Annotated in this window: 15 protein-coding genes and 2 pseudogenes; 13 read left to right on the plus strand and 4 right to left on the minus strand. The window is 67.3% G+C overall.

All coding sequences use genetic code 11. From position 1 onward, the window contains the following. Both A5659_RS21425 and A5659_RS21430 read left to right on the plus strand, forming a co-directional pair. Positions 1-406 (plus strand): annotated as a pseudogene (locus tag A5659_RS21425) (ATP-dependent DNA helicase RecG); the annotation flags it as partial. Beyond that, positions 403-1116 (plus strand): HNH endonuclease family protein, encoded by a 714-nt coding sequence (locus tag A5659_RS21430; RefSeq protein ID WP_067020067.1) that lies wholly within the window; start codon positions 403-405, stop codon positions 1114-1116. The pseudogene A5659_RS21425 and the gene A5659_RS21430, both read left to right, overlap by 4 nt. Positions 1117-1176: 60 nt before the next feature. Here the strand turns inward: A5659_RS21430 and A5659_RS21435 are convergent, their stop codons facing one another. Further along, positions 1177-2364 (minus strand): cytochrome P450, encoded by a 1188-nt coding sequence (locus A5659_RS21435; protein ID WP_066860037.1) that lies wholly within the window; start codon positions 2362-2364, stop codon positions 1177-1179. Between the two features lie 179 nt (positions 2365-2543). Here A5659_RS21435 and A5659_RS21440 point away from each other — a divergent pair, with 179 nt between their 5' ends. The 4 genes from A5659_RS21440 (at position 2544) to A5659_RS21455 (ending at position 5409) form a co-directional block, all read left to right on the plus strand. Beyond that, the gene (locus A5659_RS21440; RefSeq protein ID WP_067020064.1) at positions 2544-3314 is read left to right on the plus strand and encodes an SDR family NAD(P)-dependent oxidoreductase; all 771 of its coding nucleotides are present in this window, start codon (positions 2544-2546) and stop codon (positions 3312-3314) included. Between the two features lie 108 nt (positions 3315-3422). Continuing rightward, on the plus strand, positions 3423-4166 hold the full coding sequence (locus A5659_RS21445) for an SDR family NAD(P)-dependent oxidoreductase (RefSeq protein ID WP_067184093.1): 744 nt from the start codon (positions 3423-3425) through the stop codon (positions 4164-4166). Positions 4167-4212: 46 nt separating this feature from the next. After that, positions 4213-4455: a ferredoxin gene (locus A5659_RS27310; protein WP_082976145.1), complete on the plus strand. Its 243-nt coding sequence runs from the start codon at positions 4213-4215 to the stop codon at positions 4453-4455. A gap of 90 nt (positions 4456-4545) precedes the next feature. Then, positions 4546-5409: an SDR family NAD(P)-dependent oxidoreductase gene (locus tag A5659_RS21455; RefSeq protein WP_067184100.1), complete on the plus strand. Its 864-nt coding sequence runs from the start codon at positions 4546-4548 to the stop codon at positions 5407-5409. A 56-nt stretch (positions 5410-5465) separates the two neighbouring features. Here the strand turns inward: A5659_RS21455 and A5659_RS21460 are convergent, their stop codons facing one another. Continuing rightward, on the minus strand, positions 5466-6113 hold the full coding sequence (locus A5659_RS21460; RefSeq protein WP_067184103.1) for a TetR/AcrR family transcriptional regulator: 648 nt from the start codon (positions 6111-6113) through the stop codon (positions 5466-5468). Positions 6114-6229: 116 nt separating this feature from the next. On the opposite strand from A5659_RS21460, the gene A5659_RS21465 reads away from it, so the two are divergent. Next, positions 6230-6793, plus strand: a complete 564-nt coding sequence (locus A5659_RS21465) for a nuclear transport factor 2 family protein (protein WP_066860022.1) — start codon at positions 6230-6232, stop codon at positions 6791-6793. Between the two features lie 7 nt (positions 6794-6800). Here A5659_RS21465 and A5659_RS21470 read toward each other — a convergent pair whose 3' ends face one another. Together A5659_RS21470 and A5659_RS28685 are read right to left on the minus strand one after the other, a co-directional pair. Beyond that, a complete protein-coding gene (locus tag A5659_RS21470; RefSeq protein WP_066860019.1) occupies positions 6801-7646 on the minus strand; it encodes an aldo/keto reductase in 846 nt (281 codons plus the stop codon). Positions 7647-7651: 5 nt separating this feature from the next. Beyond that, positions 7652-7800: pseudogene (locus A5659_RS28685) on the minus strand (oxidoreductase); the annotation flags it as partial. Between the two features lie 254 nt (positions 7801-8054). On the opposite strand from A5659_RS28685, the gene A5659_RS21475 reads away from it, so the two are divergent. From A5659_RS21475 to A5659_RS21500, 6 genes are all read left to right on the plus strand, one after another. Beyond that, positions 8055-9173, plus strand: coding sequence for an alpha/beta hydrolase (locus A5659_RS21475; RefSeq protein ID WP_066860016.1), 1119 nt, complete (start codon positions 8055-8057; stop codon positions 9171-9173). Positions 9174-9274: 101 nt separating this feature from the next. After that, the gene (locus tag A5659_RS21480) at positions 9275-10042 is read left to right on the plus strand and encodes a DsbA family protein (RefSeq protein ID WP_066860013.1); all 768 of its coding nucleotides are present in this window, start codon (positions 9275-9277) and stop codon (positions 10040-10042) included. Beyond that, entirely contained in the window at positions 10039-10686 is a 648-nt protein-coding gene (locus A5659_RS21485; protein ID WP_067184106.1) for a vitamin K epoxide reductase family protein, read from the plus strand. Before A5659_RS21480 ends, A5659_RS21485 begins: the two co-directional genes overlap by 4 nt. A 10-nt stretch (positions 10687-10696) precedes the next feature. Further along, entirely contained in the window at positions 10697-11251 is a 555-nt protein-coding gene (gene rsmD / locus A5659_RS21490) for a 16S rRNA (guanine(966)-N(2))-methyltransferase RsmD (protein WP_066876565.1), read from the plus strand. A gap of 122 nt (positions 11252-11373) precedes the next feature. Continuing rightward, positions 11374-11856 carry a pantetheine-phosphate adenylyltransferase gene (coaD, locus tag A5659_RS21495; RefSeq protein WP_067020047.1) on the plus strand — a complete coding sequence of 161 codons (483 nt, stop codon included), beginning with the start codon at positions 11374-11376 and terminating at the stop codon, positions 11854-11856. 281 nt (positions 11857-12137) lie between these two features. Continuing rightward, positions 12138-13847, plus strand: a complete 1710-nt coding sequence (locus A5659_RS21500; RefSeq protein WP_067184109.1) for a thiamine pyrophosphate-requiring protein — start codon at positions 12138-12140, stop codon at positions 13845-13847. Positions 13848-13952 lie beyond the last annotated feature (105 nt).

Raw genomic sequence — 13952 nt, forward strand, 5'->3', positions numbered from 1 at the left:
GATGCTGGTGATGGACGCCGACCGGTTCGGGATCAGTCAGTTGCACCAGCTGCGCGGCCGGATCGGCCGTGGCCAGCATCCGAGCCTGTGCTTGTTCGCCAGCTGGTCCGCGCCGGACTCGTCGGCCGGCCGCCGACTGTGTGCGGTGGCCGAGACGCTGGACGGCTTCGCCCTGGCCGATCTCGACCTCAAGGAGCGTCGGGAGGGAGATGTGTTGGGCCGCAACCAGTCCGGCAAGGCGATCACGCTGCGGCTGCTGTCCCTGGCGGACCACCTGGAGTTCATCGAGGCCGCGCGGGACTTCTGTGTCAGGGCCTACGCCGAGGACCGCTCCAATCCCGGATTGGGGCTGCTGGCCGCGCGATTCACCGACACCGACCGCATCGAATACCTGGACAAAAGTTGAATCGCAAAGTACTGCTGTGGCTGGCCGCGGCGGCCGCGCTGGCGTTGCTGGTGGCCTATCAGACGGTCGGCTCCTCGACCGCCCGGCGTTCCGCCGAATACGCGGCGCGCGCCGACGTTCCGACGGTGCAGCCGGGCACCGATGTGCTCACCGGTGTGGCCGTCGTGCCCCTGCGCCAGCACCGCTACGACTACCTGCGCTCGGCGTTCGGCGACGCCTGGGACGACGACAACGATGCCCCGTTGGGGCACAACGGATGCGACACGCGCGACGACATCCTGAACCGTGATCTGGTGGACAAAACGTATGTGTCGGTGAAACGGTGTCCGGACGCGGTGGCCACCGGCACGCTGCACGACCCCTACACCAGCAAGACCATCGCCTTTCAGCGCGGCCCCAAGGTCGGTGAGTCCGTGCAGATCGACCACATCGTCCCGCTGGCCTACGCGTGGGACATGGGCGCGTACGGCTGGCCCGCCCCCGAGCGGCTGCGCTTCGCCAACGACCCGGCCAACCTGCTGGCCGTCGAAGGGCAGGCCAACCAGGACAAGGGCGATTCGCCGCCGGCGCAATGGATGCCGCCGAACGCGGCGTTCGCCTGCCAGTACGCGATGCAGTTCATCGCGGTGCTTCGTGGTTACTCGCTGCCGGTGGACCAGGCGTCGACCGGCGTGCTGCGCCAGGCCGCGACGACCTGCCCGACGGGGTAGCGCGGCGCCCTACGCGAGCGCCGCCGGTGCTGATCGCGGCTCGATTGACCTCAGGGCATCTCAGGTGATGACCGCGGGCATGCTGTCCCAGCCTCGCACGGTCGAGGTACGCGAACGTCGTGCTGCGGGCATGTCGATGTCCCATTCGGGCCATCGCTTGAGTACCTCTTCTAGCGCCACGCGGCCTTCCAAACGCGCCAACGGAGATCCGACGCAGAAGTGCGGACCCCGGCCGAAGGTGAGGTGGCCGCCGGGTTTTCGGTGAATGTCGAACTTGTCGGGGTCGTCGAAATGACGTTCGTCGCGGTTGGCCGAAGCCAGCATCAGCAGCAGGGCGCTGCCCGCCGGGATGACCCGCCCCTGGAAAGTCACATCGTCGGTGGCGACGTAGCGCGCTACATGCGGCCCGGGTGGTTCGTAGCGCAGCAGTTCCTCGATTGCCGTCGGGATCAGCGCATGGTTTTCGGCGAGTTCCTTACGTTGATCGGGGTGCTCGGCCAGCACCTTGCCCATCCAGCCGAACAGGCGACCGGTCGTTTCAACGCCCGCGCCGGCCACCACCGCCAAGAACACGATCAGTTCCTGCTTGGACAGCTTTCGCGTGGTCCCGGTCTCGTCCTCGAACTCGACATTGAGCAGTTCGGTGATCAGGTCGTCCGACGGGTTCTTCTCGCGCCACTCGACGTATTCGCCGAACATCTCACCGGTGAAGTAGCGATCTTTCTTGATTGACATCGGTTTTCCGGGCTCGTTGCGCAGCACCTGGTTGGCGTGTTCGCGTACCGCAGGCTGTTCCGCATCGGGAATACCGGCAAGCATTCCGATGGTGCGCATGGGCAGCTCGGCGCCCAGATCCGCCACGAAATCGAACCGCTCCCCGCCGACGAGTGGGTCAAGGCACGCGACGCAGAAGGCACGGATCTTGTCCTCGATCGCTCGCATCTTCTTCGGTGTGAATGCCCTGGACACGATCGCGCGATGAATGGTGTGCAAGGGCGGATCCTCGTTGATGAAGATGCCTGGCGGCATCACCGGGTCGGTCATGACGACCTCGAGGATGTCGCCCTTGGCCGAGCTGAGCCGGGCGGTGTCTTTCAGCGCCGCATCGACATCCGCGTAACGGCTTACGCCCCAAAAGTTGTGCGGTTCGTTGTAATAGACCGGGCACTCGTCGCGCAGGCGCCGGTAGGTCGGATAGGGGTCCAGGTCGATGTCGACGTCCCACGGGTCGTAATACAGATCGCTCAACGTCGGCTCCTCGTCAGCGGTTCTTCCGCACGCCCTCATGTGGGCGCTATACGAACGTACAGCATGCCTCGTCCGAGGGGCAACGAACCGGTCGTCCCCGGCACAGGCGACGATGCTATACGATCGTACAAACGATGGGCGCCGCTCGCGCACCGCCACGACGAACAAGAGGAAACGGTATGGAGAGTCGGTTTGACCTCGACGGCCGCGTCGCCGTCATTACCGGCGGCGGCACGGGAATCGGGCGTGGTACGGCGCTCGTGCTGGCCCAGCATGGCGCCGACGTCGTGTTGGCGGGCCGGCGCCCCGACCCGCTCGAATCCACAGCCAGGGAAGTCATGGCGCTGGGCCGCCGTGCCGTGGCCGTGTCCACCGATGTGACGTCCGCGGACGAGTGCCGGGCGCTCATCGACAGAGCTGTTCAGGAATTCGGGCGGCTGGACATCCTGGTCAATTGTGCTGGGGGAGCGGAGACGAAGTCGATCCTCAAGTGGCCCGACGACGACTTCGAGAACGTGCTCGCCCTGAACTTCAACGCCGTCTGGCACCTGTCCAAGGCGGCAGCCCAGCCGATGATGGCGCAGGGCAAGGGGGCCATCGTCAACATCTCGTCGGGGGCCAGCCTGCTGGCGATGCCGCAGGCGGCTCCCTATGGCGCCGCGAAGGCGGCCGTGAACAACCTGACCGGGTCGATGGCGGCCGCGTGGGCCAGGAAGGGCATTCGAGTCAACGCCATCGCAGTCGGTGCGGTACGCGCCGCCACCCTGACCGACGATGCCGCGCGGTACGGACTGGATCCGGAGGCGATCGCGCTCACCAACGGCCTCGGCCGACTCGGTGAGCCCGACGAAATCGGCTACGGCGTCTTGTTCTTCGCGTCGGACGCAGCGAGTTTCTGTTCGGGGCAAACGCTGTACATGCACGGAGCTCCCGGTGGTGCTGGCGTGTAAGGCGGCACCCGAGGCCGATGCGCGCCGGCGCTTCTTGTGCCCCTCGCGTTTTCGCTATACATTCGTACAGCACATTGCTGGTACGGCCCGAAACCGAGGAGCTGCCCGATGACCCGAACGGCCGTCGTGACCGGTGCGGGTTCCGGTTTGGGACGAGCGATCGCCGTCAAGCTGGCGGCCGACGGTCATCGCGTGGCGATCATGGACGTGCATCCGGCCAATGCCAACGCCGTCGCCTCCGAGATCGAAACCGCCGGCGGCAATGCGCTTGCGATCGGAGTCGACGTCTCGGACGAGGCGGCGGTTGAATCAGCATTCGCCACCTTGCGAGGGGAGTTCGGGCCGACGGAGATTTTGGTGACCAGCGCGGCCATCGCCGGATTCACGCGGTTCGACAAGATCACCCTCGACGAGTGGAACCGCTATCTGGCGGTGAATTTGACCGGCACCTTCCTCTGCGTGCGAGCGGCGTTGTCCGACATGGTGGCGGCGAAATGGGGTCGTATCGTTACCATCTCATCTGCCGCCGGTCAGCAGGGCGCTCCTGCGCAGGGGCACTATTCGGCCACCAAGGGCGGCGTGATCGCCATGACCAAGACGGTCGCGTTGGACTACGCCCGCAAGGGCATCACAGCCAATACCGTACCGCCGTTCGTCATCGATTCGCCGATGCTGCGCCAGCAACAGCGGGACGGAAAGCTGCCACCCACCGAGCATTTGACGCAAGCCATTCCGGCCGGGCGGCTGGGGCAGGCCGACGACGTGGCGGCGGTGTGTTCCTTTCTGTGCTCGGAGGGCGCCGGTTACGTCAACGGCCAGGTGATCGGCGTGAACGGCGGCGCGGTCCTCTGACAACGCCAGCCGAAATGCAAGCAACGCAACGTATTCAGGAGGTAGCGTGCGCGTCAAGGTCGATCCGGCCCACTGCCAGGGCCACACGATGTGCGCCATGATCGCACCGGAGTCGTTCGAACTCGACGACGTCGATGGTCATGCCCATGCCGTGGTCGAGGAGGTCGCCGACGGGCACCGCGACGGTGTGCTCGAGGCGGCCCGCTCCTGCCCCGAGCAGGCCATCTCCATGATGATCGACCATGTCGTTGCTGCCCGGGCGGCCCACGGTCGTCGACTTGGGCGATGACATGAGCTGAGCGCACCTGCAGACGACTCGGCGGCGATTCCGCACTGACGGGTTGGCGGGTCGGCCACGTACGCCCGAAGGAGCACATCGATGCCGGAAAACACCCCGGTGGTCCTGGTCACGGGAGCCAGCCGCGGCGCGGGCGCAGGGATCGCCCGCGCGCTGGGCAGCCATGGCTGCACGGTGTATGTCACCGGTCGCACCCGCAGCGGCGCTGACTCAGCCCTGCCGGGCACCGTCGACGAGACGGCCGCACAGGTGAGCGCCGCGGGCGGACGGGGGATCGCCGTCGGTGTCGACCACGCCGACGACGACCAGGTCGAGGCGTTGTTCGCCCAAATCCGCGGCGAGCAGGGGCGGCTCGACGTCCTGGTCAACAACGCCGCGATCATTCGCGACGAGATGATGGGTCGGACCAAATTCTGGGAGGAGCCCTTCAGCGTGCTCGACACGCTCGACGTCGGGGTGCGGAGCAGCTACGTCGCCACCGTCCACGCCGCACCGTTGATGATTTCGCAACGCAAAGGGCTGGTTGCGTTTTCGTCGTCCTCGGGGTCAGTGCACTACGCGTTCGGTCCCGCCTATGGGGTGCCGAAGGCGGCCACCGACAAGATGGCCGCCGACATGGCGTTCGACTTTCGTGAGTTTGGCATCGCTGCCGTCTCGATCTGGATGGGATCGCTGCTGACCGACCGCGTCCGAAAGATCATCGCCAGCAATCCCGAGAAGTTCGGCCACATCCTCGATACCGCCGAGACGCCCGAATTGACCGGCCACGTGATCTGGGCGCTGTATCAAGACCCGGACTTGATGAGTTTGAGCGGGCAGACGCTGATCGGCGCGGAGCTGGCGGCGAGATACGGCATCAGTGACGAAGGTGGCCGCCAGCCACCGTCCTATCGTGATTTGTTCAACGTTCACCCGCACCAGCAGTGCGCACACGTGATGCGTTGACCGTCAACATGATTGTCCACTGAGTCGACCGCGGCGACCCACCCGCTCAACTACGGCTACGCACGACGCGTCGTCGCCCGGCGGCGCTGGGTGGTCCCCCGTTTGGGAGGCTCGGGGCGTGGTTCCACCGAGTCTATGTAGCGCTCGAAGGCCTTGGTGACCTCCCGGTGGGCCGACTTGACGCCGATGCCCTCCTCGAGATTCAGGAACTTCGGCATGCCCGACATCAGCAACTGCAGCGCCGGCAGCGAAAGATCACCGACCGGACGAGCGTTCTTGCCGAACTTGGCGACGAGCGCGTCCAATTGGACCTTCCGTACGCTCTCGGTCACGGCGGCGATCTCATTGCGAATGGATTTGCGGTGGTTGCCCAGCGCCATGAACTCTGTCATCAGCGCGCCGGTCGCCTCTTCCCACGAGTACTCCCACACGGCCCGCAGGGGATCGTCGCTGCGGCGTGCGAGCGTTTCGGTCAGGTATGCCAGATTGCGCTCGGAGTAGCGCCGAATCGCGGCGACGAAAATCTCATCGAGAGTGGGGAAGTAGTACTGCACCAGGCTCGGTGTCACGCCGGCCTTGGCCGCCAGCGCCCGGTAAGTGACGCTCGCATACCCCTGTTCGAGCATCAGCTTTTCCACACAGTCCAGCAGCACGTCCCGCGTCTTGGACGTTTCGGCGCCCACGCGCCGCGACGACGTCGCCATGGCCATCCGATCTGTTGAGTACTCGTATTGTGACACCTGGCCTGTGCTGTACGAGTGTATAGTGGCACCGGGCGTCGCAAGCCTCGATGCCGACCGATCCAACGAATAGGGACAGCATGGCCGTGGACACGGGCTTGGACGCGCTCGAGAAGAACGTTCGCTATCTGCTGGATCGCACGGAGATCCTCGACTGCATTGCGCGCCACGCCCGAGGTTGTGACCGCCACGACGTCGACCTGATCGCGTCCGCGTACCACGCCGATGGTGTCGACGAGCACGGCCACGCCGTCAATTCCGGTCCGGAGTACGGGGATTGGGCCAATAAGACCCATGCCGAGACGTCGCGGGTTCACACCCACAACATCACCACGCACACGTGCGAAGTCGATGGTGATGCCGCGCACGCCGAGAGTTACGTGATCGTGGTTCTCGTCGGGCCCGACGCCAAGAGCGCGCAGTTCATCACCGGCCGTTACATCGACCGGCTGGAGCGGCGAAATGGGCAGTGGCGCATCGCGGTCCGCCGCTCGACGGTCGAAGGCATGTTCCTCGCGGACGCCCGGGTGTTGCAGTCATCGTTCTTCACCGAAAAGGGCTACCTCGTCGGCACGCGCGACCGCACCGACCTGTCGTATCAGCGTCCCTTGACCATCGACGCGCCGGCCCCGGCGCGATGGTAGCGGCGCCCTACGCGCCTTCGTAGGTCTCGGGGTCCGGGCGCAACCGGGTGCCGTCGTTGAGCCCGTTGAGCGCCTCGACGTGCTCGTCCGCCAACTCGAAGTCGAAGACGTCGAGGTTGGAGGAGATGTGCTCGGGGTTGGCGGACCGGAAGACGACCGCATTGCCCAGCTGCAGGTTCCACCGCAGCAGGACCTGCGAGGCGGTCTTGCCGTATTCGCCGGCGACCGAATTCACCGTCGGGTTGTCGTTCAGCTTGCCCAGCGCCAGCGGCGTGTAGGACTGGGTGAGCACGTTGTGCTCGGCGTTGGTCTTGCGCAGCGCTTCCTGGTTGAGCAGCGGGTGCAGCTCGACCTGGTTGACCGCCGGGGTGACGAAAGTCAGATCGATGACCGTCGTCAGGTGCTCGTCGGTGAAGTTGGATACACCGATCGAGCGGGCCTGACCTTCCGCGCGGGACTGGATCATGCCGCCGAAGGAGTTCACGTAGCTGCCCAGGGCCGGCGCCGGCCAGTGGATGAGGTAGAGGTCGACGTAGTCCAGGCCGAGGCGCTCCAGGCTGGCGTTGCAGGCGTCCATCGCCGCCTTGAAACCCTGGTCCGCCGTGGCCAGCTTGGTGGTCACGAACAGCTCGGCGCGGGGAATGCCGGAGGCGGCGATGGCGCGCCCCACGGCGGCCTCGTTCCCGTAGGCCGCGGCGGTGTCGATCAGCCGGCAGCCGACTTCCAGCGCCGCCGACACCGCGCGTTCGGTCTCGTCATCCGACAATTCCGCGACGCCCAGGCCCAGGGCCGGGATCGTGTTCTCGTCGTTGAGAGCAATTGAGGGTACGGCGGAGCCCGACTCGCCAGCCAATTCATTCACCTGCCTGTGAAATTGAAGGTTCGAGATTGTGCACCGAGCCGAGTTCCGTCATCGAATTCGAGGCGCTGAGTTCGAAATCGAACACGTCGAAGTCGCTCGCAATCCGATGAAGGCTCACCGACCTGGGGACCACGATATTACCTAGTCAATAAATGCAACTGATCGACACCTGCGCGCGGGTCGTCTTTCGCCGCGACGCGGCCCGATCTCACCACCGATATCGCAGACTTCGCCCACCACGCGCTCGGCACGCCGATAGCGCTGCAGTAGCGTGGGTCAGGCGGCAATGCCGCGTGTTTGGTGGCCGCCGGGGGCCGGCAACGCTCCGAGGCGGTGGGTTCGGGGACCGAATAGCTGTTCGTCGGCGAGCGTTCGCACGTGTTGTTAAGGGGGTTGCCCATGACCAGGCCTCTGTCAGGCGCACCGGAACTCGAGCGCGGCGCCGATCGCACCTCGGTGCCGCTGGCCAGCCGGATCCAGGGCGCCGTCACCGGCGTCGGGGCCAAGGTTATCCCGTGGATCCCCACCGCCATCAGGCGCGGGCTGGTCCGTGGGCGCTCGGTGATCATCGACGGCAACACGCTGGACCCCACGCTGCAGCTGATGCTGTCGGGGCTGCGCGCGGTCGGCATCGACGGCCTGGTGGTCGACGACGACCCGCACGTCTCGCGAGCTCAGATGCGCGAGTCCACCGTGGGGTTCCCCGGGCCGCAGATCCACGTCGACGTCGCCGAGCTGACGCTGCCCGGCCCCGCCGGGCAGATCCCCGCCCGGCACTACCGTCCACCCGGCGGCGAGCCGGCACCGCTGCTGGTCTTCTACCACGGTGGCGGCTGGTCCATCGGCGACCTGGACACCCACGACAGTCTGTGCCGACTGACCTGCCGTGACGCCGGCATCCATGTGTTGTCCATCGACTACCGGCTGGCCCCCGAGCACCCGGCGCCGGCCGCGATCGAGGACGCCTACGCGGCCTTCACCTGGGCCTACGAGCACGCCGGCGAGCTGGGTGCGACGCCGGGCCACGTCGCGGTCGGCGGGGACAGCGCCGGCGGCAACCTTGCCGCCGTCGTCAGCCAGATCGCGCGCGACGAGGGCGCCCCGGCGCCGGTGCTGCAATGGCTGATCTATCCGCGCACCGACTTCACCGCCAAGAACCGGTCGCTGACCCTGTTCTCGCGCGGCTTCCTGCTGACCAAGCGGGACATCGACTGGTTCGAATCGCAGTATCTGCGGCGGTCGAAGCTCGACCGCACCGATCCGCGGGTGTCGCCGGCGCTGGCCCAATCGCTGACCGGACTGGCGCCCGCGCTGATCGCCGTCGCCGGCTTCGACCCGCTGCGTGACGAAGGCGAAAGCTACGCCGAGGCGCTGCGGGCCGCCGGCGTCGCGGTGGACCTGCGGTACCTGGGTTCGCTGACCCACGGCTTCGCCAACCTGTTCCAGCTGGGCGGGGACAGCATGGTCGCGACCAGCGAGCTGATCTCGGCGCTGCGGGCCCACCTGAGCCGGGTCTGATTCCCGCAGCGGTTGGCGCCGGTAATCTAGAGGCGCCTTGTCCGATCGCTTTGTCCGCACCCGGGCAGACCGACAACTCGCACCGAAAGATCAGGGAACCTGTGGCCGACAAACCCAAACGTCCCCCGCGATTCGACATGAAGTCGGCCTCCGGCGGTAAGTCGAGCCGGCTCGTCCAAATCGGCGGTACCGCATTCGTGGTGATCTTCGCGGTCGCCCTCGTCTTCTACATCGTGACCTCGCACCACAAGAAGACCGGCCCCACCGGCGCGGGCGACACCGTTCGGGTCACGTCGAGCAAGCTGATCACCCAGCCCGGCACCAGCAACCCCAAGGCCGTGGTGACGTTCTACGAGGACTTCCTGTGTCCTGCCTGCGGTAACTTCGAGCGCACCTTCGGCCCGACGGTCTCCAGGCTCATCGACCTCGGCGCCATCGCGGGCGACTACTCCATGGTGTCGATCCTCGACAGCTCGCGGAACCAGAACTACTCCTCGCGCGCGGGCGCCGCGGCGCTCTGCGTCGCCGACGAGTCCCAGGACGCCTTCCGGCGCTTCCACTCCGCGCTGTTCAGCACCGACATCCAACCGAGCGAAACCGGCAAGAGCTTCCCGGACAACGCCCGGTTGATCGAACTCGCCCGCGAGGCCGGTGTGGTGGGCAAGGTGCCGGACTGCATCAACAGCGGCAAATACCTGTCCAAGGTCACCGGCGAAGCGGCGGCCGCACACATCAACGCCACGCCGACCATCAAGATCAACGGCGAGGACTACGACCCGTCGACACCCGAGGCGCTGGTCAACAAGATCAAGGAAATCGTGGGCAACATCCCGGGCATCGACGGCGCGGTCGCGCCGGCCGCGATGTGACCGGTGCGGTGTCGACCGAAGCTGTCGATCCCGCCGGCGACCTGACGCCGGATCCGGCTTCGGGGACGCGAGTGCCCGCGCTCAGCGCCTGGTGGGTGCTCATCGCCGGGCTGATCGGGCTGGTCGCGTCGGCGACGCTGACGGTCGAGAAGATCGACATCCTGGCAAACCCGGCGTACGTACCGTCCTGCAACATCAACCCGATCCTGTCCTGCGGCTCGGTGATGATCACGCCGCAGGCGTCGCTGCTGGGCTTTCCCAACCCGCTGCTGGGGTTGGTGGCCTTCACCGTGGTGGTCGTGACCGGGCTGTTGGCGCTGACGAAAGTTGCTCTGCCGCAATGGTATTGGCTGGTTCTGACGGCCGGGCTGGTGGTCGGGGCGGTGTTCGTGCACTGGCTGATCTTCCAGAGCCTCTACCGCATCGGCGCGTTGTGCCCCTACTGCATGGTGGTGTGGGTCGTCACCATCTCGCTGCTGGTGGTGGTGGCCTCGATCGCCTATCGCCCGGTGCTGCAGCACCGGCAATCCGGACCGGGATGGCTGCTCTTCCAATGGCGGTGGTCGGTCGCCGCGCTGTGGTTCACCGCGGTGTTCTTGCTGATCATGGCCCGGTTCTGGGACTACTGGTCGACGCTGCTCTAGGACTTCGCAGGTGACCCGGATCATTGGCGGCGCGGCCGGGGGCCGTCGCATCGCGGTCCCGCCGCGCGGTACCAGGCCCACCACCGATCGGGTGCGCGAATCGCTGTTCAACATCCTCTCGGCCCGCCTGGACCTGACCGGTGTCGCCGTGCTGGACCTCTACGCCGGTTCGGGCGCACTGGGATTGGAGGCGCTGTCCCGCGGTGCCGCCGCCGCGCTCTTCGTGGAGTCGGACCCGCGCAGCGCATCCGTCATCGCGCGCAACATCGAAACCGTGGGCCTGCCCGGTGCGACGCTGCGCCGCGCAGCGGTGGCGACCGTGTTGGCCGCCGGGACCGACGCCGCGTTCGATCTGGTGCTGGCCGACCCGCCCTACGACGTGGACGCCACCGAGGTCGAGGCCGTGTTGGCCGCCTTGCCCGCCCGTGGCTGGGTGCACCAAGGCAGCGTTGCGGTGGTGGAGCGTGCGGCCGGCGGCGCGCCGCTGGACTGGCCGGCCGGCTGGGCCGCGTGGCCGCACCGGGTGTATGGCGACACCCGGCTGGAGCTGGCCGAGCGCCATTGAGGTAGGCGTGTACCGTCGTTCGTCATGGCGCCGCTCCTCAGCATCGCTTCGCTCTGCATCGTCTCGCCGCGCGTCATGATCGCCGATGTCCGCAGATCACCCGCTTGCATCGGATCGCGCGCATGACGGGCGCGGTGTGCCCCGGGTCGTTCGACCCGGTGACGTTGGGTCACATCGACGTCTTCGAGCGCGCGTCGGCCCAATTCGACGAGGTGGTGGTGGCGATCCTGACCAACCCCGCCAAAAAGGGCATGTTCGACCTCGACGAGCGGATCGCGATGATCAACGAATCGACGACGCACCTGCCGAACCTGCGGGTGGAGGCCGGGCGGGGCCTGGTCGTCGACTTCGTCCGGGCGCGGGGCATGACCGCCATCGTGAAGGGACTGCGCACCGGCACCGACTTCGAATACGAGCTGCAGATGGCGCAGATGAACAAACACGTCGCCGGTGTGGACACCTTCTTCGTCGCGACCGCTCCGCGCTATTCGTTCGTGTCCTCGTCGCTGGCCAAAGAGGTCGCGATGCTTGGCGGTGACGTGTCCGAACTGCTGCCCGAACCGGTCAATCGCCGTCTGCGCGAACGGCTTTCGGCCCGGTCCTGAATCCGCCGATCGGCGCCGAAACCATTGCGCGGCAGGCGCATTGACCATGCCGGTAGTGGCGTGGAGTAAACCGCCACGCCGCGGGTACCCGATGGTGTCGAAAGTTCTCCGTCGATTACCCGTGAGTCCCTCGTTAGGGGCGGTCGACGGGTTCGAGCGCGCCACGTGGAACCGGAGTCCGCCGGAATAGATCGCAGACGCCCACACAGAACGTATCTTGAAGATCTGATCCGTCAGGAGGGGGTACGCGAGGTCGCCGACGTCGATAGGAGAACGGCACCATGACGGTAGACAATCTGTTCGACGTACCCGAGGCCGCGGCCGATCTGGTTGCGCTGCTCGCCGACGAGGGAGTCGCGCACTTCTTCATCAACCCCGGAACGGATTCCGCGCCGATTCAGGAGGCGCTGGCGGCGGCGCGCGCCGCGGGCACGCCGAGCCCGCAGGCGGTGTTGTGCGTGCACGAGAGCATCGCGCTGGCCGCGGCCATCGGCCATCACATGGCCAGCGGCCGCCCGCAGGCGGTGATGGTGCACGTTGACGCCGGCACGCTGAACCTGGGCTGCCAGCTGCACAACGCGCAGCGCAACGGGACCCCGGTGGTGGTATTCGCCGGCCGCGCTCCCTACAGCTCGGCGCCGGGGGTGCGCGGTCACCGCGACACCTACATCCATTGGCAGCAGGAGCAACTCGACCAGCCCGCCGTGGTGCGCAACTACGCCAAGTGGCACATGGAGGTTCCCCGCGGCCGCGAGCTGGCCCCGATCGTCCGGCGGGCCTTCCAGGTCACCCAATCCTGCCCGTCCGGCCCCGCGTACGTCATGCTGCCGCGAGAAGCGTTGATGGAGCACGGGGCCGGGGCGCTGCCGCGCCGCCTGCCGCCGGCCGTACCGCCCGGCCCGGATCCGGGCGCGCTGGGACGCTTGGCGGGAATCTTGGTGGCGGGCAAGCGGGTCGTCATCGTCACGGCCCGGACCGCCGCCGACCCCGCGACCGCAACGGTGCTGGGCCGCATCGCCGAGCTGCTGGGTGCGCCGGTGATCGATCAGGGCGACCGCGCCAACCTGCCGCTGGAACATCCGTTGCACGTGGTGGGCGACGCGGCGCCGCTGGAGAACGCCGACACCGTGCTGCTGTTGGACTGCGAAGTGCCCTGGGTGCCGGCGCAGCTGGCCCCGCCCGCGAATGCCCGCGTGGTGCAGATCGACGGCGATCCGGTCAAACCGAGCATGCCGCTGTGGTCGTTTCCGATCGAGGTCGCGCTGACCGCCGACACGCGGGTGGCGCTGCTGTTGCTCGAGCAGACCCTGTTGCGGCTGGCCACCGACGAGCTGCGGGAGAAGTGGGCCGCGCGTCGGCAGGCGGCCGAGGCCGACACGGCGCAGCGCCAGCGGGAGGCGGCCCGCCGGGCCGCCTCCGATCGCCCGGCGGACGCACCCGATGCGATGCTGGCCGCGCTGGGCGGCGCCCTGCCCGACGACGCGGTGGTGGTACAGGAGGCCGTGACCAACCGGTCCGCCGTGGCCCGGCAGGTGCGGCGGTCACCCGGGCAGCTCTTCGACACGGGCGCACCGGGATTGGGCTGGGCGCTCGGCGGCGCGTTCGGCGTCAAACTCGCCCGGCCGGAAGCGCCCGTCGTCGCCATCTGCGGCGACGGCGCGTTCAATTTCGGCGTGCCCACCGCGGCGTTGTGGTCGGCGCATCGCCATGGTGCGCCCTTCGTCACCGTCGTCTTGAACAATCAGTCGTATCTGGCCTCCAAGCTGCCGGTGATTGACTTGTATCCGCAGGGAGTGTCGGTGCGGGAGAACGATTTCGGCGAGACCCGACTCACCCCGGACACCGACTACGCCGCGCTCGCCGCGGCATGCGGCGGCAGCGGACGCACGGTGCACACGCCGGCGGAGATGAGCAAGGCCGTCGAATGGGCGCTCGCCGAGGCCGGGCAAGGGCGCTGCGTGGTGCTGGACGTGCGGTTGCCGCAACCCTGAGACTCCTCAGTGCCGATGCTCTGATGGGCCGGCCTCGGCGAGCGCCCATTCGACGGCCTTGCTCATCTCCGCCGGCGTGTGCACCGTGCGTCCGCTGCCGCCGCA

This window comes from Mycobacterium sp. 1165196.3 (assembly GCF_001673415.1).
GTDB lineage: Bacteria > Actinomycetota > Actinomycetes > Mycobacteriales > Mycobacteriaceae > Mycobacterium > Mycobacterium europaeum_A.